This is a genomic window from Azospirillum sp. Sh1 (genome assembly GCF_008365135.1).
Classification (GTDB): Bacteria; Pseudomonadota; Alphaproteobacteria; order Azospirillales; family Azospirillaceae; genus Azospirillum; species Azospirillum oryzae.
Window position 1 is genome coordinate 89,351 of the sequence record NZ_VTTK01000004.1, and the last position, 20,816, is coordinate 110,166.

Sequence of the window (20,816 nt, forward strand, 5' to 3'; positions counted from 1 at the left end):
ACTCAAATACCAGACATGGGTCCTGCTATTCGGCGGCGCGCCGTCCGCCCGGCAGCATGCCGGTCATCGCGCCGGCCAGCGCATCGGCGTCGTTGCCGACGATCAGGTCGATGCCGTTGGCTCCCAGCCCCATAACCGCACGCACGCCGGCCCGCTTCAGCGCCTCGGCATTCGCCTTGCCGGCGTCGCTCAGTTCGACCCGCAGGCGGGTGGTGGCGAAAGCGGCCAGCGTCTTGATGTTGCCGGTCCCGCCCAGCGCCTCGGCGATGCGGGTGGCGCGCTCGGTCGGCAGCGGGGTTGCGGCCGATGCGGCAACGGGCGCCGCCGCGACCGGTGCCGCCACGCTGGCCGGACCGTCGGCTTCCGAACCGGCGCTGTGCAGATACTCCTGCATCTCCGTCTTCAGGTTTTCCGACAGGGTGCCGAACACCGCCTGCACGCTGTCGCGCACCCGCAGCACGCCCGACGCGCCCATGTTGCGCAGCTTGCCCTCGTCGACGCGCGCCGGATCCTTCACCACCACGCGCAGGCGGGTGATGCAGGCGTCCAGATTGCTGATGTTGCCCCGCCCGCCGAAGGCCAGAACGAGGTCGCGCGCCCGCTCGCTGCCGGTGGCGGTGCTGATGCCCTCTTCCGTCGCGTCCTCACGGCCGGGGGTCTTCAGGTTCAGCGCCAGGATGGTGTAGCGGAACACGACATAATAGATCGCCGCATAGATCGGCCCCAGGATCAGCACCAGCCACCATTTCTGCGAATAGGGGCTGAGCACGTTGAACAGCACGAAGTCGATGCCGCCCTGGGAGAAGGTGAAGCCCATATGGGCGCCCAGCGAGTTCATGATGAACTGCGAGGTCGCCGCCAGCACCGCATGGATCAGGTACAGAACCGGCGCCAGGAACAGGAAGCTGAACTCGATCGGCTCGGTGATGCCGGTCAGGAAAGAGGTCAGCGCGGCCGAGATCATGATGCCGCCGACGCGCACCCGGTTCTCCGGCTTGGCGGCATGCCACATGGCGATGGCCGCGGCCGGCAGGCCGAACATCTTGAACAGGAAGGCGCCGGACAGGATGCCGGCGGTCGGATCGCCGGCGAAATAGCGGTTGATGTCGCCATGGACGATCTGGCCGGTGGCGTTCTGGAAGGACCCGATCTCGAAGAAGAAGGGCACGTTCCAGATGTGATGGAGGCCAAATGGAATCAGCAGCCGTTCGACGAAGCCGTAGATGGTCGCGGCCAAGCGCGGGTCGTTCACCGCCGCCCAGTGCGAGAAGCTGTTGATTCCACCCTGGATCGGCGGCCAGATCACCGACAGGACGACGCCCAGCACGATGGCGGCCAGCGCGGTTATGATCGGCACGAACCGCTTGCCGGCGAAGAATCCCAGATAGGCCGGAAGCGTGATTTTGTAGAAGCGGTTGAACATCGCCGCTGCCAGCCCGCCGGCCAGGATGCCGCCGAACACGCCGGTTTCCATCGACTTGATGCCCATGATGGTCTTGGGCTCCATGCCCCAGACCCCGGTCATCACACCCAGCGTGGCGAGCATGACGACATAGCCGATGGTGGCGGCGATGGCCGACACGCCGTCATTTTCGGTGTAGCCCAGCGCCACGCCGATGGCGAAGATCAGCGGCAGGTTGCCGAAGATCACGTCGCCCGAATTCTTCATCAGCATCGACAGCAGCGGCGGCATCCATTCGAAATTCGCCGCACCGATGCCCAGCAACAGGCCGGCGACGGGAAGCACCGCCACCGGAAGCATCAGCGACTTGCCGATTTTCTGTAGAAACGCAAAGGGGTTCAATGCCATGGCGGCTCTCCCGCAAATTGTCCGGCGGCGGCAACATCGTCAGCCCTGGATGGGAATACAACCTGACCCGTGCTCAGTTTTCTCGACATAGGCGACGTTGAGTGTCGGGCAAGCTTGCGGCTTATCCCCGATGCGCCACATGGGGCGCGGATTGGCCGCAGGCTTCCGCCTTTTCCAGACAGGATCTTTCGATAACATATAATCGGAATTGCGCTTGGGCTATGCGGCGTCTGCGCACAGATGGCGCCCGACAAGAGACGTCCAACAGGAGACGCCCGCCTTGGGACACCCGCCCCGGTCGAAGCGATAAGAAAAGAGGACCGAACCATCATGACCTCGATCACGCTTGCAGCGCCGCTGGCCGGATGGGCCATGCCGCTGACCGAAGTGCCCGACCCCGCCTTCGCCCAGGGGCTGGTCGGAACCGGCATGGCCATCGACCCGACGGTGAACGAACTGCGCAGCCCCTGCGACGGCGTCGTGCTGTCGGTCCACCGCGCCCGCCACGCCTGCACCGTCCGCGCCGCCAGCGGGGCGGAGGTTCTTCTGCATCTGGGCGTCGACACCGTCGGCCTGAACGGCGAGGGCTTCACCGCCCATGTCCAGGACGGGCAGTCCGTGAAGACCGGCGACCGCCTCATCAGCTTCGACATGGATCTGGTGGGAAGCCGGGCGCAGAGCCTGGTCAGCATGATGGTGGTGGTCAATGACGGCTACACCGTCGACGGCCAGTCGGTGAACCGCGAGATCGCCGCCGGCGACGCGGCGATGACCATCCATGGCGGCAGCGGCGCCGATGCCGCGCCCACCCCGGCTGCCGCCGCCACCGCCGACTCGGGCGAGACGGCGGAGCGTACCGTGCCCCTGCGCATCGCCCACGGCCTGCATGCCCGCCCCGCCGCAGCCCTGGTCGCCGCCGCCAAGGCACATCCCGGCACCGTCACCATCCTCTGCCGCGACCGCAGCGCCAACGCCAAGAGCGTCGTCGCGCTGATGGGGCTCGGCACCGTGCTGGGCGACCGGCTGACCATCCGCGCGACCGGCCCCGGTGCGCAGGGCGTGGTGGATAACATCGCCGGCCTGATCGACAGCGGCCTTGGCGATCCCGTCGTCGAAGGCGCCGCCGCTCCGGCCGCTTCAACACCGGCCGCCGCCCCGGCCCAGCCGGCCGCCGAGGAAGAGGTCGGCCCGCCCTTCGCACCCGGCGAGGAGGCGCTGCTGAAGGGCACCATCGCCGTGCCGGGACAGGCGGTCGGTACCACCGTCCGCCGTTTCCGCCGCAGCGTGCGCGTGGCCGAACAGGGCGCCGGCGAGCAAGTCGAGGAGCCGCGGCTGCGGCAGGCGCTCGACCGCGTGGTCGCCGGCCTGACCCAGTCGGCGCAACGCATGCCGGACCACGCCGCCATCTTCCAGGCCCACCGCGAGATTCTGGACGACCCCGAACTGCTGGACGCCGCCCTCGCCGACATCCGTGCCGGCAAGAGTGCGGAATGGGCATGGCAGCGCGCGGCGCGGATGCAGGCCGATGCGCTGGCCGCTCTCGCCGATCCCCGCATGGCCGAACGGGCGGCGGACCTGCGCGATCTGGAGCAGCAGGTGCTGACCGCCCTGTCCGGCAAGGAGCCGTCGGTCGGTCTGGCGGACCTGCCGGCCGGCAGCATCGTGCTGGCCGACGAGATCCTCCCCTCCGACCTCGCCGGGGTTCCGGCCGGTCGGCTGGCCGGCATCAGCATGGCGCATGGCGGCCCGACCTCCCACGCCGTCATCCTGGCGGCGGCGCTCGGCGTGCCGACCGTGGTGGCGCTGGGCCGGCAGGCGGAACGGGTGCCGGACGGCGCCCCCGTGGTGCTCGACGGCAACCGCGGCGAGCTGCTGGTCTTCCCGCCGGAGGACATGCTGGCGACCACCCGCACCGCCGTCGCCGCCCGTGCGGCCCGGCGCGAGGAGAACCGCCGCACCTCCCGCGAGGACTGCCGCATGGCCGACGGCACGCGGATCGAGGTGTTCGCCAATCTCGGCCGGGTCAGCGACGCCCCCGGCGCCGTGGTGGAAGGGGCGGAGGGCTGCGGCCTGCTGCGCACCGAATTCCTGTTCCTGGAACGCCAGTCCGCCCCGACGGAGGATGAGCAATACCAGCAGTACCAGCAGATCGCCGACGCGCTGGAAGGCCGGCCGCTGGTGATCCGCACGCTGGATGTCGGCGGCGACAAGCCGCTGTCCTACCTGCCGCTGCCGAAGGAGGAGAACCCGGTGCTGGGCCTGCGCGGCGTCCGCGTCGGCCTGCGCGAGCCGGAGCTTCTGCGCGCGCAGATCCGCGCCATCCTGCGCGTCAAGCCGGCCGGCATCTGCCGCATCATGGTGCCGATGATCGCCTCCCCGTCCGAACTCCAGGCGGTGCGGACAATGGTGGACGAGGAGCGGGCCAAGCTGGGCCGCGCCGAACCGATCGAGTTGGGCGCGATGATCGAGGTGCCGGCCGCCGCCCTGATCGCCGACCGCATCGGCGCGGTGGCGGATTTCCTGTCGATCGGCACCAACGACCTGACCCAGTATGTGCTGGCGATGGACCGCGGCAACCCGCATGTGGCGGCCCAACTCGACGCGCTGCATCCGGGCGTGCTGCGGCTGATCCGCCTTGCGGTGATGGGGGCGAAGACCCACGACCGGGTGGTGGCGGTGTGCGGCGGCTCCGCCTCCGACCCGATGGCAGCGCCTCTGCTGATCGGGCTTGGCGTGACGGAGCTGTCGGCCACCCCGGCGGTGATCGCCGACCTGAAGGCCTTCATCCGCACCCTGCGCCTGGAGGATTGTCGCCGCGTCGCCGAAGCCGCGCTCGGCACCGACAGCGCCGACGAAGTCCGCCGTCTGGTCGCGGAGGCGTGGCCGGGGCTTTGAACGATCGATTACCGCGTAAAACTCCCTCTCCCGCCCCGGGAGAGGGAAGGGGCCCATGCGCAGCATGGGAAGGGTGAGGGGTGGCCCGAGGATCAGGATTCATGTCCGGATCGCCCCTCACCCTCCCCGCCTTCGGCGGGTCCCCTCCCTCTCCCGGGGCGGGAGAGGGCACTTATCCCATCACACCCGCCCGACCCTGAGCATCACCGCCGCCTGCCGTCCGCCATGCCAGCGGGCGGCGGCCCGCGCGGCGGAGCGCATCGCGGCGATGCCGATCAGTGAGGCGGCGACGAACAGTGCCGGCTCCAGATCGCCACGCACCAGCAGCGCCCCCCCCAGCCCGACGATCAGCACCCGATAGACCGTCTCGCAGAAGCCCAAACCGGCAAGGAATCCGTCGGTGCAGCCGAAACTGTCCGCGCCGGCCAGCCGGGCGAGCTGCGACTGCCCGCCCGGCGCGTTCGCCGGCCCGGTGGCGCCGACGGCGATCATCGCCGCCAACGCCGCGATCCCCGCCAGCGCCATCGCCCCCATCAGCGGGTTCAGCAGTGCCAGCACCGCCAGATGCACCGGTGCCCATGCCGCTTCCGGCAGCCACAGCCGTTCCAGCAACCCCGCCGGCGCACCGGACACGGCACCGGGCGGCACCAGCTGCGCCAGTTCACGCGATTGGCCGAAGTCCAGCAGCGCATGCAGGGCGAACAGGCTCAGCGCGACAGCGACCAGCAGAAGCAGGCTGCCGTCGTCGGCCCCCGTCCACAGGGCGTCCTGCAGCGGCCGGGCATAGAGCGCGGTGCCGGCCACCAGCAGGTTCGCCGCCGCCCCGAACAGGATGCTGCGGATCAAAGCCGACCGGTTGACGGCCGCGTGACGGGCGATGGACGACGCCATGTCGGACGCTCGCGTTCGAAAGGGAAGGACCGAAGACGGGTTCCGTTTTCCATGCGCCCCGACAGGGTTCGGAGCATCCCCGCAGGCGGGCGGATAAGCAGGCTGATCAATCGATGACAGGCTCATGCGGGCTACGGCGGACGGCCGCTCCTAACCTTGGGGAAAGCTTGGGGGACCTTGTCGGTCCTTGTGGAAATGCGCAGCGACGGCGGCCGTCGCATGTCCCGCATCATGCGTGGGAAAATTTCCCACATCAAGCGAAAAGGTGATTCCCTTTCGGTCCCGCCGCGCTATTGTCACATCGGCCATAGAGGTCCACAGAGACAGCCCCAACCGCCGGAGTGTCAGGCGCGTGCCCACCCGCAGCCCCCAGCCAGACCGCCCCAGCGAGGCGGGCATCACCGGGGCGGCACCGCCGCCGGCGCTGCTGTCGGCGGTGCGCCGGGTGCTGGTCCCGCTGGTGCGGACGCTGATCGGCTTCGGCATTTCCTGGCCGATGCTGGCCACCCTGCTGAAGTCGGTGTATGTCGAGGTGGCGGAGCGTGGCTTCGCGCTGCCCGGAAAGCCGATGACCGACAGCCGCATCACCCTGCTGACCGGCGTCCACCGCAAGGATGTCAGCCAGATCCGCGGTGCTCCACCGGCCGCGGAAGCCGCCGCCGCCGCCGCGCCGTCGCTGGGATCGCAGGTGCTGAGCCGCTGGCTGACCGATCCCGGCTTCCGCGATGCCGCCGGCCGCCCCAGCCCCCTGCCCCGCGGTTCCGCTGCGGATGGCGAGCCGAGCTTCGAGACGCTGGTGACCGGCATCAGCAAGGACATCCGCCCGCGCGCCCTGCTGGACGAGCTGCTGCATGCCGGGTTGGTGACGGAACGGCCCGACGGCCTGCTCGAGCTCGCCGAGGCGGCGCATGTGCCGCGCGGCGACCTGGACAAGCTCGCCTATTATTACGGCCGCAACCTCGCCGACCATCTGGCGGCGTCCGGGCATAATCTGGCCGGCGGCACCCCGCCTTTCCTGGAGCGGGCGCTGGCCTATGACCGGCTCAGCCCCGACTCCATCGCCGCCCTGCGTCGCGAAGCCGACCGGCTGGGCATGGCGATGCTGGTCGAGCTGAATCGCATGGCGGCGGATCTCGCCGACGGCGATGCCGGCCGCGACGACGCCAGCCACCGCTTCACCGCCGGCCTCTACCTCTATGACGAGGACGAGGCGTCCGCTCCTGCGCCGCAACATGCCGGCTCCGGCGGGGGAGCAGGCGCATCGTGACCGGTAAACCCCTCGCCCGGACCCTGCTGCTGACGCTGCTGCTGGCCGCCGGCTGTGGGCCTGCCCACTCCCCCGGCCGAGACGACGGGCTGGCGGACCGCGGCATCGGCGGAACCGGCGTGTCCGTCGCCGACCGCGGCATCGGCGGCACGGGGATCGGAGGCACTGGCGTCGTCGGCACCGTCACCGCCTTCGGCAGCGTCTGGGTCAACGGCCTGCGGGTCGATCTGCCGCCGACCACCGCCGTGCGGATCGAAGGCCAGCCGGCGCAGCCCGGCGACGTCCGCATCGGCCAGACCGTCGCGATGACCGCCGCCCCCGGCGGGCCGACCGGCCTGACCGCCCGGACGCTGGAGGTGCGCTTCGCCGTCGCCGGCCCGGTGGAACGGGCGACGGCCGGCGGCGCGCTGGTGCTGGGCCAGCGCATCGACCTCGCCGAGGCCGAGGGCACCACCGCGCTCACGCCCGGACGCTGGGTTGCCGTCTCAGGCCTGCGCCGTCCCGATGGCGTGATCGACGCCAGCCGTGTCGAGCCCTGGGATCCGGCGCGCGGCTGGGTTCTGCGCGGCCGGCTCGATGCCGTCACGCCGAAGACACTGACCGTCGCCGGCCTGACGCTATCCCGCGGCCGGGGGCTCGACGGCAGACTGCCGGAGGTGGGCGGCATGGTACGGGTCACCGGCGCTGTCGCCGAAAAAGCTGCTGGCACCGCGGCGCTGACGGTGGAACCCGATCCCTTCAACCCCTTCGGCACCACGGTCGGCGCCCTGTCGGTCGAAACCTATGTGGACGGCTCCGGCCAGACCGTCGCGCCGGGCGGACCACGCATCGACCGGGCGAACGGCATCGCCGCGCCGGCACGGGTGGTGATCGACAGTGTGGTCATCTCCGGCGGCGGGGTCGGCGGCGGACGGGCCTTCGGCGCGCCGCATCTGGGCGGCCGGTCTCTGCCCGGCACCGATCCCGCCGACCGCGCCGCCGGGCTGGCAGGCGCGGGCATGCGGCCAGAGGGCATGCGCTCCGACGGAATGCCGGGACCGGACGCGCCCGGCATGGCGGGGCCGGATGGTCCGGTCGGCGGCATGCGCTCCCGTCCCGGAGCGGCGCCGCCCCCCGGCCTCATTGGCGGTCCCCCCGGTCCGGGCGGTGCGTTCGGCGGTCCCGGCCGGGGACCCGGAGGTGTGCCCGGCAGCGCTCCGGCCGGTTCCCAAGGCAGTGTTCCAGGTGGCGGCGGCTCCCCGCACAGCAACCCCCGTGGTGGATTCGGCGGCGGCTTTGGCGGCGGGACCGGCAGTGGTCCCGATGGAGGGCCGAGCGGTGGTTTCGGTGGCAGGGGCGGGCATTTCTGACCACGCCCGTCGCCCGCCTTATCAACATAAAGTTGATCTTCCGCCAGAGCATGGCTCTCTCATTACTTTTATTTTAAATTCCGGGCAAATACTTGCATCATGCTCGTGCGGCATTTTGATCCATGCTTCGGATTTATCTGCATTCTCAAACCAGAGAGATTTAGAATATTAATATATCAACGTCGGATAGATGCCGCCGCGGGCCATGCCGACCGCTGTCAATAAGGGCTGAGCCGGAAGCACTGGTCGGTTTCCATCAACAACTTCGGCTTAGATCCCGACTTGCTTTCAAGCAGCGCCCGTTCAGCCGGTGCCGGTCCACTGCCGCCGGCGGAGGAGTGCGGGGCCTTCCGCCACGGCTCGAACTCTTCGCAAAGACAGGAATCGACCATGATCACGCTCCTCTCGCGGCTGTCGATCCGCGCCACCCTTGGACTCGTCGTCGCCGCGCTGGGCCTGCTGCTGATCGCCACCAGCAGTTACACGCTGGTCGACGTCGTGGACCGGACCCGCAACGCCCACCGCGTCGCCACCCTGAGCGAGACCAGCCGCGACCTGCTGCGCACGCTGCTGGCCATCCGTCTGGAACGCGGTCTGGTCGGCCCGGCACTGGGGGCGGAGGAGCCAGCCGGCGATGCCGAACTGCGCGACATCGCCGCCAACCGCGCGGTGGCGGAGGCCGGCTATGCCGCCATCGCCGCCAAGCTCGCCACTGTCGACCTGCCCGGCCTGCCGTCCGCGGCCGACAAACTGCGCGCCACCCACGACACGCTTGCCGCCCTGCGCCGGCAGGTCGATGGCGCGGTGCGCCAGCGCAAGGCCTCGCGCGATCCGGCGGTGGCGGACGCCTGGGCGACGGCGCCCGTCGCCTATCTCGACGCCCTGACCGCCGCCACCGACCTGCTCGACGGATCGTTGAAGCTGGCCGATCCGATGGTCGACCATCTGCTGGGCGTCAAGCGCGCCGCCTGGAACACCCGCCTGAATGCCGGCGGCATGGCGCTGCGCATCCAGACCGCGGTCGCCACCGGCCAGGCCTGGACGCCGGCCGACGCGCAGGCGGTGGCGGAGGCCATCGGCCGCACCGGGCAGGCCTGGGCGCTGGTCAAGGAAGCGGCCTCCCGCCCCGACACGCCGGACGCCATCCGCGATGCGGTCGAGAAGGCCAAGGTGAATTTCGAAGGCCCGCTGGTCGACCAGCGCAAGGCGGTGCTCGCCGCACTGGCCGAGGGCCGCCCTTCGCCGGTTGAGATCGGCACGCTGCGCCGGCAGGACACCGCCAGCCAGGGCTACATCGTCGATGCCGCGCTGGCCGCGGTGGACCGGATGGTCGTCCGCTCCGAATCGCAGGCCGCGCGTGCGACCCGCGACGCCGTCATCGCCGGCCTGCTGGTGCTGGCCGCCGTGCTGCTGACCGTCGCCGGCCTGATCGTCGCCAAGCGCCGGGTCAGCGACCCGATCCGCTCGATGACCGAGGCGATGCGCCGTCTGGCCGACCGCGACATGGCGGTGGCGATCCCCGGCCTGGGCCGTGTCGACGAGATCGGCGGCATGGCGGCGACCGTCACCGTCTTCCGCGACAGCATGATCACCGCCGACCGTCTGGCGGCGGAACAGGCCCGCGAACAGGCCGCCAAGGAGGCGCGGGCCGCCCGGCTGGAAGCGCTGATGCGCGACTTCGACGCCAAGGCGATGCACATCGTGGAGACCGTCGCCTCCGCCGCGACCGAGATGCAGGGCACCGCCGGCGCCATGTCCACCACCGCGACCCAGGCGAGCGCGCAGGCGACCGCCGTCGCCGCGGCTTCCGAACAGGCGTCGGCCAACGTGCAGACGGTGGCATCGGCGACGGAGGAACTGTCGGCCTCCATCCTGGAGATCGGCCGTCAGATCGCCGCCTCCACCCGCATTTCGGGCGAGGCGGTGACCCAGGCCGAACGGACCAACAGCACCATGCGGCTGCTGGTGGAGGCGGCCGACCAGATCGGCCATGTGGTGGAGATGATCAACACCATCGCCGCGCAAACCAACCTGCTGGCGCTGAACGCCACCATCGAAGCCGCGCGTGCAGGTGAAGCGGGCAAGGGCTTCGCCGTCGTGGCGGGCGAGGTGAAGGCGCTGGCCAGCCAGACCGCCCGCGCCACCGACGAGATCCAGGCCAAGGTGAAGGAGATCCAGCAGGCCACCGGCGGCGCCCAGGACGCCATCGCCGGCATCGGCCAGACCATCGGCCGCATCAGCGAGATCACCACCACCATCGCCGCCGCCATCGAGGAGCAGGGCGCCGCCACCCGCGACATCGCCGGCAACGTGACGGAGGCGGCGCGCGGCACCACCGAGGTCTCCTCCACCATCGTCGGCGTCAATCAGGCGGTGCTGGAAACCGGCTCCGCCGCCACCGAGGTGCTGGACGCCGCCAGCAGCCTCGCGCGCGAGGCCGAGACCCTGCGCGGCGAGGTCACCAGCTTCATCACCGCCGTTCGCGCGGCGTGATGCCCGCACCTGCAAGCCCAACTCCAGCCAGCATGGTTTCCTGCACCGCCATCACCGCCGCCCCGATCACCCCGGCGCTCTCGACCTCCGGCACATACTGGATGTCGAGATGCCGGGTGGAGAGGGCGAGCGAGCGCTGATAGACGCTTTGCCGGATCGAGGCCAGCAGCAGCGGCCCGATCCGCGCCACGCCGCCGCCGATGAAGATGTGCGACGGGTTGAAGAAATTGACCACCGCCGCCAGCATCCGCCCGATATGGCCGCCGGCCTGCTGGACGATGGCATTCGCCGCCGCATCGCCTGCCCGGCTGGCGTTGCCGAGATCGACGGTGGTCAGCATGCCGTTCCGCTCCAGCACCTCCATCAGCCGCGGGCTTTCGCCCGCGCGTGCGGCTTCCTCCGCCATGCGGGCGATGGCCGGGCCGGCCGCCATCGCCTCGACGCAGCCGGCATTGCCGCAATGGCAGACCGTCCCGTGGGGATCGACGCAGATGTGCCCGACGTCCCCCGCCGAACCATCCCGCCCGCGATAGACCATGCCGTGGCAGATGATGCCGCAGCCAATGCCTGTGCCGATCTTGATGACCAGGAAGTTCTGAAGCTGGCCGCGCAGGCGCCAATGGGTGCCCAGCGCCATGATGTTCACGTCGTTGTCGACGAAGACCGGTGCGGCATACTCCTCCGCCAGGCATTCGCGGATCGAGAAGGTTTCCCACCCCGGCAGCAGCGGCGGGTTGACCAGCATGCCGCTGCCGAAGGCGACCGGTCCCGGCACGCCGACGCCGATCCCCAGCACCCGCGCCGGCCCGATCCCCATCCGCTCCCGCGCCTCGCGCAGCAGGTCGCGCACCCTCCCGAACACCGCCGCCGGCCCGTCGCGCACGTCCGCCGGCTCCGACCGATGGTCCAGCACCGTCATGTCGGGGGCGAGCAGCGCCACGTCGATGCTGGTGGCGCCGATGTCGATCCCCGCCAGCACCCCCATCCGGTGGCTCAGCCGCAGCACTTCCGGCCGCCGGCCGCCCGAAGACGGCTGCACCCCGCCCTCCTCGATCAGTTCGCGGCCGATCAGGCTGGAAATGGCGAGGTTGGCCTTGCTCTTGGAGAAGTCGACCGACGCCGCCAGTTCGCCGCGCGACAGCCCGCCCGCCCAGAACAACCGTTCCAGCAGGGCGCGCTCGCCGTCCGACAGACGTTGCCAGTCAACCATCGACGAATGCCTTTCTGAACTGTGCTGCCCCCTCCCCATCCCTCCCCCGCTTCGCGGGAGAGGGAGCAAGCGCTTGCGCGGAAAAGCGGCGGCAGTCCCCTCTCCCGCGTGAGCGGGGGAGGGTTAGGGAGGGGGCACCCGATTCCACCCCCATCCCTACCACACCCATCCCACTTTTGCCAAATTATGTTCGAAGTCGTCCATTGTCTGTCCAAAGCACCGGGCTTACCATCCGCTCAACGAACGAAGCGGCGGCCTTCGGGACGACACGCTCCGCGATGGGAGAAACGTCATGGACGGCATCCGCCACGCCGCAACGCGGCCGGTGGAACGACCGTCAGGGGGTGCGGAGCCATGAGCCTGCATGTCGCCTTCGACGGCATCACCAAGGAATTCGGAGCCGTGCGCGTCCTGCACGGCGTCGGCTTCGACCTGCATCCCGGCCGGGTGCATGGGCTGCTCGGCGAGAACGGCGCCGGCAAATCGACGCTGATGAAGATACTCGCCGGCTATCACGCGCCGACCTCCGGCACGCTCAGCATCGACGGCGAGGCGGTGACGTTCAAAAACTCCCGCGACGCCGAGAAACGCGGGATCGTTCTGATCCACCAGGAACTCAGCCTCGCCGACGACCTCACCGTCGCCCAGAACATGTTCCTCGGCCACGAGATCAAGCGCGGCTGGCTGCTCGACGACCGCGCCATGCGCGCACAGGCAGCCGAGGCCCTGCGGCAGGTCGGCTTCGACGGTGATCCCGACACCAAGGTGCGCGACCTGATCGTCGCCGAAAAGCAGCTGGTCGAGATCGCCAAGGCGCAGCTGCGCAACGCCCGCCTGCTGATCATGGACGAGCCGACCGCCAGCCTGACCCCGTCGGAATGCGACCGGCTGTTCGGGCTGATCGACCGGCTGCGCCGGGACGGCGTCACCATCGTCTACATCTCCCACAAGCTGGACGAGGTGGAGCGCATCACCGACGAGGTGATCGTGATGCGCGACGGCCGCTTCGTCGCCCGCGCGCCCACGGCCGAGACGCCGCGCCAGCGCATGGCGACGCTGATGGTCGGGCGCGAGCTGACCGACATGTTCCCGGAGAAACGCTTCGCGCCTCCCTCGGGCCGGCCGCTGATGGCGGTGCGCGGCCTGACCGTGCCCGGCTGGGCGGAGGATGTCGGCTTCGACCTCCTGCCCGGCGAGATCCTGGGCTTCGCCGGTCTGGTCGGCGCCGGCCGCACCGAACTGTTCGAAGGCATCCTCGGCCTGCGCCCGCGCAGCGCCGGAACCATCGAGATCGACGGCCGCCCGGTGTCCTTGCGCACCCCGCGCGAGGCGATGCGCAATGGCCTGACCTATCTCAGCGAGGACCGCAAGGGCAAGGGCCTGCATGTCGGCATGAGCCTGCGCGACAACCTGACCCTGATGACTCTGCGCCACCATGCCCACCCGCTGCTGTCGCCGGCGTCGGAGGACAGGGCGCTGGAGCATGCCGTCGCCAGCTTCGGCATCCGCGGCGACCCGCGGGGCGCCGCGTCGTCGCTCTCCGGCGGCAACCAGCAGAAGTTGGCCATCGCCAAGTTCCTGGAGCCGGACCCGCGCGTCTTCGTGCTGGACGAGCCGACGCGCGGCGTCGATGTCGGCGCCAAGCGGGACATCTATTTCCTGATCGCGCGGCTGGCCGCCGAAGGGCGCGGCGTGATCGTCATTTCATCGGAACTGATCGAACTGATCGGGCTCTGCCACCGGGTGATCGTGATGCGCGGGCGCCGGGTGACCGCGACCGTGCCCGCCGACCGGCTCAGCGAAGAGGAGTTGATTGCCCATGCCATCGGGACAGATGCCAGCGGGACCGACGTCAGCACCCACACCCGCACCCACACCCGCTGCTGAGGTCCGCGCCGTGTCCACAGGCAAGCCGGCGCGCCGCTTCGACCCGCACCGCTTCGGCCCGGTCGTCGGGCTGGTGCTGCTGCTGGTGATCGGCACGGCGCTGAACCCGGATTTCGCCACCTGGGGCAACATGATGAACGTGCTAACCCGCACGGCCTTCATCGGGATCATCTCCATCGGCATGTGCTTCGTCATCATCTCCGGCGGCATCGACCTGTCGGTCGGGTCGATGGCGGCGCTGATCGCCGGCAGCATGATCCTGCTGATGAACGCGGTCGCCGCGTCGGTCGGCTCGCCGGTCGCGGTGGTGGCCCTCGGCGTCCTGTTCGCGCTGCTGCTGGGCGGCGGCTTCGGGTTGGCGCACGGCTATCTGATCACGCGCGGGCGGATCGAGCCCTTCATCGTCACGCTGGGCACGCTCGGCATCTTCCGCGCGGTGCTGACCTGGCTGGCCGACGGCGGCGCCATCACGCTGGACAACGACCTGTCCGACGCCTACGGCCCGGTCTATTACGGCAGCCTGCTGGGTCTGCCGGTTCCGGTCTGGGTCTTCCTGGCGGTGTCGGTCGCGGGTGCGGTTCTGCTGAACCGCACCGCCTTCGGCCGCTATGTCCAGGCCATCGGCTCCAACGAGCAGGTGGCCCGCTTCGCCGCGGTGGACGTCGACCGGGTGAAGCTGCTGACCTACGGCCTGCTCGGCGTCTGCGTCGGCATCGCCACGGTGCTGTACGTGCCGCGCCTGGGGTCCGCCTCCCCCACCACCGGATTGCTGTGGGAGCTGGAGGCCATCGCCGCGGTGATCGTCGGCGGCACCTCCTTCAAGGGGGGCGAGGGCCGGATCGCCGGCACGGTGATCGGTGCGGTCCTGCTGTCGGTCATCAGCAACATCCTGAACCTGACCAGCATCATCAGCGTCTATCTGAACGCGGCGGTCCAGGGCTGCGTCATCATCGCCGTCGCCTTCCTGCAGCGCCGGCGTCCCTGAAAAACGATAAGGAGGAGAAACGTCATGTCGGAAGTTGCGCGTTACACTCGACGTATGGTGCTGGGCACGGGCTTGGCGATGGCGGCAACGGTCGCCCTCGGCGGCGTCGCCTTCGCGGCCGACACCGTCAAGCTGGGCGTCAGCATCCCGGCCGCCACCCACGGCTTCACCGGCGGCATCGTCTGGTGGGCCAACCAGGCGAAGGCGGAGCTTGAAAAGGCCCATCCCAACCTGAAGATCACCGTCAAGACCGCCGGCGGCGCGCCGGAGCAGGCGAACCAGCTTCAGGATCTGGTGACGGTGACGGGGATCAATTCTCTGGTCATCTTCCCCTTCGAATCCGCCGCCCTGACCCAGCCGGTGATGCAGGCCAAGAAGAAGGGCGTCTATGTCACCGTCGTCGACCGCGGCCTGACCGACACCAGCGCGCAGGACGCCTACATCGCCGGCGACAACACCGCCTTCGGCCGCATCCCGGCCGAATACATCGCCAAGAAATACAACGGCAAGGCCAACATCGTGGCGCTGCGCGGCATCCCGACCACGCTCGACAACGAGCGGTGGGAGGCATTCACCGGCGTGCTGAAGCAGTATCCCGACATCAAGATCCTCGACGGCAAATACGCCAACTGGAACCGTGACGACGCCTTCAAGGTGACGCAGGACTTCCTGACCCGCTTCAAGGACATCGACGTCATCTGGGCCGCCGACGACGACATGGCCTTCGGCGTGCTGAAGGCCATCGAGCAGGCCAAGCGCACCGACATCAAGGAGGTGTTCGGCGGCGCCGGGTCCAAGACGATGGTGAAGACCATCATGGACGGCTCCAACCCGCTGATCCACGCCGACGTGTCCTATTCGCCGAAATTCATCTACGACGCCATCAAGATGACCGCCGAAGCCCGCCTGAAGGGCGACAAGCTGCCGGCCACCCACATCATCCCGTCGGCGTTGATCACCAAGGAGAACGCCAAGGAGTTCTACTTCCCGGATTCGCCGTACTGATCCTTGGCGCCGGTTGCCCCCTCCCTAACCCTCCCCCTCTTCGAGGGAGAGGGAACTGCCGCCGCTCCTTTGCATCACTCCTGCAAGCGTCCTACCCCCTCTCCCGCGAAGCTCTCGCACAAAGCTTTGCTTTGTGCTGACGCGACAGGCGGACCATAGGTCCGCTGAGAGCGGGGGAGGGATGGGGAGGGGGCATTCGCCAGCCGACACCTCCCCCCATCAGGGAGCCAAAACCCATGAAGACCATCAAAGGCCCCGCGATCTTCCTCGCCCAGTTCGCGGGCGACGCCGCCCCCTTCAATTCGCTGGACGCCATCGCCCGCTGGGCTGCCGGCCTCGGCTTCAAGGGCGTGCAGATCCCCAGCTGGGACCGCCGCCTGTTCGACCTGCAGAAGGCCGCCACCAGCCGGACCTACTGCGACGAGGTCAAGGGCACGCTGGCCGATGCCGGCGTCGAACTGACCGAGCTGTCCACCCATTTGCAGGGCCAGCTGGTCGCCGTCCACCCCGCCTACGACGCGCTTTACGACGGCTTCGCCCCGGCGGAGGTCCATGGCCGCCCCGACGCCCGGCAGGCCTGGGCGGTGGACCAGCTGCACCTCGCCGCCAAGGCGTCGGCAAACCTCGGCCTGACCGCCCACGCCACCTTCTCGGGCGCGCTGGCCTGGCCCTACCTCTATCCCTGGCCGCAGCGTCCGCCGGGCCTGATCGAAACCGCCTTCGACGAACTGGCCAAGCGCTGGCGCCCGATCCTCGACGCCTTCGACGAGGCCGGCTGCGATCTCTGCTACGAAATCCATCCCGGCGAGGACCTGTTCGACGGCACCACCTTCCAGATGTTCCTCGACCGCGTCGGCGGGCATCAGCGCTGCAACATCCTGTACGACCCCAGCCACTTCGTCCTGCAGCAGCTGGACTATCTCGGCTACATCGACGTCTTCCGCGACCGCATCCGCATGGTCCACGTCAAGGATGCGGAGTTCAATCCGACCCCCTGGCAGGGCGTCTATTCCGGCTATGCGCCGTGGAAGGACCGGGCCGGGCGCTTCCGCTCGCTGGGCGACGGACAGGTCGATTTCCGCGGCATCTTCTCCAAGCTGACCCAGTACGGCTTCGACGGCTGGGCGGTGCTGGAATGGGAATGTTGCATCAAGCATCCGGAGCAGGGAGCCGCCGAGGGCGCCCGCTTCATCCAGGACCACATCATCCGCGTCACCGACCGCGCCTTCGACGATTTCGCCGATGCCGGCACCGACGAGGCGGCCAACCGCCGGATCCTCGGTCTGGGGAAAGGGGCAGCATGAGCGCGGATCAATTACCACCCCACTCGTCCGCCTTCGCGAGGCGCTTGCGGCTGGGCATGGTCGGCGGCGGCCAGGGCGCCTTCATCGGCGCCGTCCACCGCATCGCCGCCCGCATCGACGACCGTTATGAGCTGGTCGCCGGCGCCCTGTCCTCAGATCCGGAACGGGCGCGGGCCAGCGGGGCGGAGCTGTTCATCGCCCCCGACCGCTGCTACGACGATTTCCACGCCATGGCGAAAGCGGAGGCGGCACGCCCCGACGGCATCGACGCGGTCGCCATCGTCACGCCGAACCACCTGCATCACCCCGCCGCCAAGGCCTTTCTGGAGGCCGGCATCCACGTCATCTGCGACAAGCCGCTGGTCCATACGGTGGAGGAGGCGGAGGAATTGGCGGCATTGGTGCGCAGCCGCGATCTCGTCTTCGTGCTGACCCACAATTACAGCGGCTACCCGATGATCCGGCAGGCCCGCGCGATGGTGGCGGCCGGGACGCTGGGCAAGATCCGGGTGGTTCAGGTCGAATATGCCCAGGATTGGCTGGCGACCGATCTGGAGGCCAGCGGCCAGAAGCAGGCCTCCTGGCGCACCGATCCGGCGCGGAGCGGCATCGCCGGCTGCATCGGCGACATCGGCACCCACGCCTTCCATCTCGCCGAGTTCGTCACCGGCCTCACCTGCACCGATCTCGCCGCCGATCTGACCGCCTTCGTCCCCAACCGGCGGCTGGACGACAACGCCCACATCATGATGCGCTTCGACGGCGGCGCCCGCGGCATGCTGTGGGCGAGCCAGGTCTGCCCCGGCACCACCAACGGCCTGCGGCTGCGCGTCTTCGGCGAGGCCGGTGGCCTGGAATGGCAGCAGGAACAGCCCAACGAACTGCGCTTCACCCCGCTCGGCGAGCCGACCCGCACCCTGCTGCGCGCCGGTGCCGGCAGCCTGCCCGCGGCCACCTCCATCGCCCGCACCCCCGCCGGCCATCCGGAGGGCTATCTGGAAGGCTTCGCCCAGATCTACCGCGACGCCGCCGACCGCATCGCCGCCCGCCTGGACGGCCGCCCGGTCCCGGCCGACGTGCCCCTGCCGACAGTGGAGGACGGGCTGCGCGGCGTGCGCTTCATACATACTGCTGTGGAGTCCAGCCGCAGCAATGCGGCATGGGTGTCGTTGGCGGATTAATTCCCTCTCCCGCCCAAATCCCCCTCTCCCCCCCGGGGAGAGGGGATAATGCGCAGAACCGGCAAAAGCCGTTCCGAAGAGGCAATCACCCTCTGCGCCCTTTCCGTACCATCCGTTCATCAAGACAGCCGGAGCCGGCCCCGCCGGTCCGGTCCTGAACGGACTACGCATGACCATCCAGGAATTCCATCCCTCCCGCCGGACGGTCCTCTCCGGCAGCGCCGCCCTCGCCGTTGCGGGCAGCGGCCTGCTGGGCGCGCTCCCCGGCACCGCCGCCGCGGCCGAAAAGTCGGCCACCCGTCAAGACCCGACCAAAGGAACGAAACCGATGCTCCAGGGCAGCTACGTCACCACCAAGGACGGCGTCCAGATCTACGTCAAGCAGTGGGGTCCGCAGACCGGCCAGCCGGTGGTCTTCAGCCATGGCTGGCCGCTGACCGGCGACGCCTTCGAAGACCAGATGATGTTCCTGGCCCAGCACGGCTACCGCACCATCGCCCATGACCGCCGCGGCCATGGCCGCTCGTCGCAGCCGGGCTTCGGCAACGATCTCGACCATTACGCCGACGATCTGGCCGCGGTGACCGAGGCGCTGGATCTGAAGAGCGCCGTCCATGTCGGCCATTCCACCGGCGGCGGCGAGGTTGCCCGCTACATCGGCCGCCATGGCGTGTCGCGCGTCGCCAAGGCCGCCCTGATCGGCGCCATCCCGCCGATCATGGTGAAGACCGACTGGAACCCCGACGGCGTGCCGATGGAGGTGTTCGACGGCATCCGCGCCGGCGTGAAGGCCGACCGCTCGCAGTTCTTCAAGGACCTCGCCCTCCCCTTCTACGGTTTCAACCGTCCGGGCGCCAAGGTTTCGCAGGGCGCGATCGACAGCTTCTGGATGCAGGGCATGATGGGCGGCCTGCTGGCCGAGTACGAGTGCGTCAAGGCCTTCTCCGAGACCGACCAGCGCGAAGACCTGAAGAAGATGATCGTCCCGACGCTGGTGCTGCACGGCGACGACGACCAGATCGTCCCGATCGCCACCTCCGCCAAGGCCGCCGTCAAGCTTCTGCCGAAGGGCACGCTCAAGGTCGTCGCCGGCGCACCGCACGGCCTGTGCACCACGCACAAGGACATCGTGAACGAGGAACTGCTGGCCTTCATCCGGAGCTGAGCCATGACCTACCTGTCCCGTCTCGACCTGCACGATGTGGTGCGCAAGGAAGCCGCGGCTCTGCTCCAGTCCCGCCTGTCCGATGCGCTCGACCTGGAAGCCCAGACCAAGCAGGCGCACTGGAACGTCAAGGGGCCGCATTTCCTGCAGCTGCACGAGCTGTTCGACCGCGTCCATGACGAGGTCGAGGGCTTCGTCGACCTGATCGCCGAGCGCATCACCACCCTGGGCCACATCGCCGATGGTCGCGTGCAGACCACCGCCGCCCGCAGCGCCCTCTACGAATATCCGCTGCAGGCAGTCGACGGCGTGGCGCATCTGAAGGCGCTGGCCGGCGCGCTGGCCCAGTTCGGCGCCCGCGTGCGGGCCAATATCGAGACCGCCACCGGCGTCGGCGATGCCGACACGGCCGATCTGTTCACGCAGGTCTCGCGCGAGTGCGACAAGCAGCTGTGGATGCTCGAAGCCCATCTGGTGACCGGCGAATCCGCCGCCTGATCCTCACCGCAACTGTCTCCCCTAGCGCAACAGTCATGTTCCATCACGCATGATTGTTCGAACAGCCTCCACCATGGCAAGGTCCCTGTCAGACGGCGCCGACGACGCACCGGCGGCAGGCGGCCCAATCCTTTGAAACCCACACCGAACAGGAAACGATCATGACCTTCCCGGCCAAGTCGCTCATCAACGCCGACGACACCGCCTTCATCTTCATCGATCACCAGCCGCAGATGTCCTTCGGCGTGGTCAACATCGACCGCCAGCAGCTGAAGAACAACACGGTCGCCCTGGCCAAGACCGCCAAGCTGTTCGGCGCCCCGACCATCCTGACCGCCGTCGAGACCGAGAGCTTCTCCGGCTACATCTGGCCGGAGCTGATGGATGTCCTGAAGCAGGACCCGATCGAGCGCACCTCGATGAACAGCTGGGATTCGGAAGAGCTGGTGGCCGCCGTCAAGGCGACCGGCAAGAAGAAGCTGGTCATCGCCGCGCTGTGGACCGAGGCCTGCCTGCTGTTCCCGACGCTGTGCGCCATCGAGGAAGGCTTCGAGGTCTACATCGTCACCGACGCCTCGGGTGGTACCTCGCAGGAAGCCCACGACGCCGCCATCCGCCGCATGGAGCAGGCCGGCGCCCATTCCATCACCTCGGTCAACGTCCTGCTGGAACTGCAGCGCGACTGGGCCAAGCGCGGCACTTATGACGGCGTGATGAACATCGTCCGCGAGCATTTCGGCGCCTACGGCATGGGCGTCGATTACGCCTACACCATGGTCCACAAGGCCCCGCAGCGCGGCGAGTTCGCGCACAAGGTGACCGGCGCCGCCGCGCACGAGCACGCCTGATGCTCCCTCCGGCGCCCGCTCCATTGCG

Annotated in this window: 15 protein-coding genes; 12 read left to right on the plus strand and 3 right to left on the minus strand. The window is 69.2% G+C overall.

Features of this window, described 5'->3' with window-relative positions; translation table 11 throughout:
- Positions 1 to 25: 25 nt before the first annotated feature.
- Positions 26 to 1,810, minus strand: coding sequence for a PTS glucose transporter subunit IIBC (gene ptsG / locus FZ029_RS06340; RefSeq protein ID WP_149268465.1), 1,785 nt, complete (start codon positions 1,808 to 1,810; stop codon positions 26 to 28).
- 330 nt (positions 1,811 to 2,140) lie between these two features.
- Between ptsG and ptsP the strand changes: the two genes are divergently transcribed.
- On the plus strand, positions 2,141 to 4,705 hold the full coding sequence (gene ptsP, locus FZ029_RS06345; RefSeq protein ID WP_149268466.1) for a phosphoenolpyruvate--protein phosphotransferase: 2,565 nt from the start codon (positions 2,141 to 2,143) through the stop codon (positions 4,703 to 4,705).
- 180 nt (positions 4,706 to 4,885) lie between these two features.
- Here the strand turns inward: ptsP and FZ029_RS06350 are convergent, their stop codons facing one another.
- Complete coding sequence (locus FZ029_RS06350) at positions 4,886 to 5,596, minus strand: hypothetical protein (RefSeq protein WP_149268467.1); 711 nt, start codon at positions 5,594 to 5,596, stop codon at positions 4,886 to 4,888.
- A gap of 352 nt (positions 5,597 to 5,948) precedes the next feature.
- Here FZ029_RS06350 and FZ029_RS06355 point away from each other — a divergent pair, with 352 nt between their 5' ends.
- The 3 genes from FZ029_RS06355 to FZ029_RS06365 all read left to right on the plus strand — a co-directional run bounded on the left by FZ029_RS06355 (position 5,949) and on the right by FZ029_RS06365 (position 10,705).
- Positions 5,949 to 6,863, plus strand: a complete 915-nt coding sequence (locus tag FZ029_RS06355) for a DUF6502 family protein (RefSeq protein ID WP_211104100.1) — start codon at positions 5,949 to 5,951, stop codon at positions 6,861 to 6,863.
- Complete coding sequence (locus tag FZ029_RS06360; RefSeq protein WP_247892163.1) at positions 6,860 to 8,212, plus strand: DUF5666 domain-containing protein; 1,353 nt, start codon at positions 6,860 to 6,862, stop codon at positions 8,210 to 8,212. The genes FZ029_RS06355 and FZ029_RS06360 overlap by 4 nt, the downstream gene beginning before the upstream one ends.
- Positions 8,213 to 8,602: 390 nt before the next feature.
- On the plus strand, positions 8,603 to 10,705 hold the full coding sequence (locus tag FZ029_RS06365; protein WP_149268469.1) for a HAMP domain-containing methyl-accepting chemotaxis protein: 2,103 nt from the start codon (positions 8,603 to 8,605) through the stop codon (positions 10,703 to 10,705).
- Here FZ029_RS06365 and FZ029_RS06370 read toward each other — a convergent pair.
- Complete coding sequence (locus FZ029_RS06370; RefSeq protein WP_149268470.1) at positions 10,683 to 11,915, minus strand: ROK family protein; 1,233 nt, start codon at positions 11,913 to 11,915, stop codon at positions 10,683 to 10,685. The two genes, FZ029_RS06365 and FZ029_RS06370, sit on opposite strands and share 23 nt — an antisense overlap.
- A 354-nt stretch (positions 11,916 to 12,269) precedes the next feature.
- Between FZ029_RS06370 and FZ029_RS06375 the strand changes: the two genes are divergently transcribed.
- The 8 genes from FZ029_RS06375 (at position 12,270) to FZ029_RS06410 (ending at position 20,788) form a co-directional block, all read left to right on the plus strand.
- Positions 12,270 to 13,802: a sugar ABC transporter ATP-binding protein gene (locus tag FZ029_RS06375; RefSeq protein ID WP_149268471.1), complete on the plus strand. Its 1,533-nt coding sequence runs from the start codon at positions 12,270 to 12,272 to the stop codon at positions 13,800 to 13,802.
- A 10-nt stretch (positions 13,803 to 13,812) separates the two neighbouring features.
- Positions 13,813 to 14,787: an ABC transporter permease gene (locus tag FZ029_RS06380; protein ID WP_247892164.1), complete on the plus strand. Its 975-nt coding sequence runs from the start codon at positions 13,813 to 13,815 to the stop codon at positions 14,785 to 14,787.
- Positions 14,788 to 14,811: 24 nt separating this feature from the next.
- A complete protein-coding gene (locus tag FZ029_RS06385; RefSeq protein ID WP_149268472.1) occupies positions 14,812 to 15,792 on the plus strand; it encodes a substrate-binding domain-containing protein in 981 nt (326 codons plus the stop codon).
- 236 nt (positions 15,793 to 16,028) lie between these two features.
- The gene (locus tag FZ029_RS06390) at positions 16,029 to 17,096 is read left to right on the plus strand and encodes a sugar phosphate isomerase/epimerase (RefSeq protein ID WP_149268473.1); all 1,068 of its coding nucleotides are present in this window, start codon (positions 16,029 to 16,031) and stop codon (positions 17,094 to 17,096) included.
- Complete coding sequence (locus FZ029_RS06395) at positions 17,093 to 18,277, plus strand: Gfo/Idh/MocA family oxidoreductase (protein WP_149268474.1); 1,185 nt, start codon at positions 17,093 to 17,095, stop codon at positions 18,275 to 18,277. Before FZ029_RS06390 ends, FZ029_RS06395 begins: the two co-directional genes overlap by 4 nt.
- A 328-nt stretch (positions 18,278 to 18,605) precedes the next feature.
- The gene (locus FZ029_RS06400; protein ID WP_149268625.1) at positions 18,606 to 19,442 is read left to right on the plus strand and encodes an alpha/beta hydrolase; all 837 of its coding nucleotides are present in this window, start codon (positions 18,606 to 18,608) and stop codon (positions 19,440 to 19,442) included.
- Positions 19,443 to 19,445: 3 nt separating this feature from the next.
- A complete protein-coding gene (gene dps, locus FZ029_RS06405; RefSeq protein ID WP_149268475.1) occupies positions 19,446 to 19,940 on the plus strand; it encodes a DNA starvation/stationary phase protection protein Dps in 495 nt (164 codons plus the stop codon).
- A 161-nt stretch (positions 19,941 to 20,101) separates the two neighbouring features.
- The gene (locus FZ029_RS06410) at positions 20,102 to 20,788 is read left to right on the plus strand and encodes a hydrolase (RefSeq protein WP_149268476.1); all 687 of its coding nucleotides are present in this window, start codon (positions 20,102 to 20,104) and stop codon (positions 20,786 to 20,788) included.
- The last annotated feature ends 28 nt before the right edge of the window (positions 20,789 to 20,816 follow it).

Excerpts from the sequence above, each read along its gene's own strand:
- ptsG (WP_149268465.1), bottom strand. The coding sequence starts at position 1,810 with ATGGCATTGAACCCCTTTGCGTTTCTACAGAAAATCGGCAAGTCGCTG.
- ptsP (WP_149268466.1), top strand. The coding sequence starts at position 2,141 with ATGACCTCGATCACGCTTGCAGCGCCGCTGGCCGGATGGGCCATGCCG.
- FZ029_RS06350 (WP_149268467.1), bottom strand. The coding sequence starts at position 5,596 with ATGGCGTCGTCCATCGCCCGTCACGCGGCCGTCAACCGGTCGGCTTTG.
- FZ029_RS06365 (WP_149268469.1), top strand. The coding sequence starts at position 8,603 with ATGATCACGCTCCTCTCGCGGCTGTCGATCCGCGCCACCCTTGGACTC.
- FZ029_RS06370 (WP_149268470.1), bottom strand. The coding sequence starts at position 11,915 with ATGGTTGACTGGCAACGTCTGTCGGACGGCGAGCGCGCCCTGCTGGAA.
- FZ029_RS06375 (WP_149268471.1), top strand. The coding sequence starts at position 12,270 with ATGAGCCTGCATGTCGCCTTCGACGGCATCACCAAGGAATTCGGAGCC.
- FZ029_RS06385 (WP_149268472.1), top strand. The coding sequence starts at position 14,812 with ATGTCGGAAGTTGCGCGTTACACTCGACGTATGGTGCTGGGCACGGGC.
- FZ029_RS06390 (WP_149268473.1), top strand. The coding sequence starts at position 16,029 with ATGAAGACCATCAAAGGCCCCGCGATCTTCCTCGCCCAGTTCGCGGGC.
- FZ029_RS06395 (WP_149268474.1), top strand. The coding sequence starts at position 17,093 with ATGAGCGCGGATCAATTACCACCCCACTCGTCCGCCTTCGCGAGGCGC.
- FZ029_RS06400 (WP_149268625.1), top strand. The coding sequence starts at position 18,606 with ATGCTCCAGGGCAGCTACGTCACCACCAAGGACGGCGTCCAGATCTAC.
- dps (WP_149268475.1), top strand. The coding sequence starts at position 19,446 with ATGACCTACCTGTCCCGTCTCGACCTGCACGATGTGGTGCGCAAGGAA.
- FZ029_RS06410 (WP_149268476.1), top strand. The coding sequence starts at position 20,102 with ATGACCTTCCCGGCCAAGTCGCTCATCAACGCCGACGACACCGCCTTC.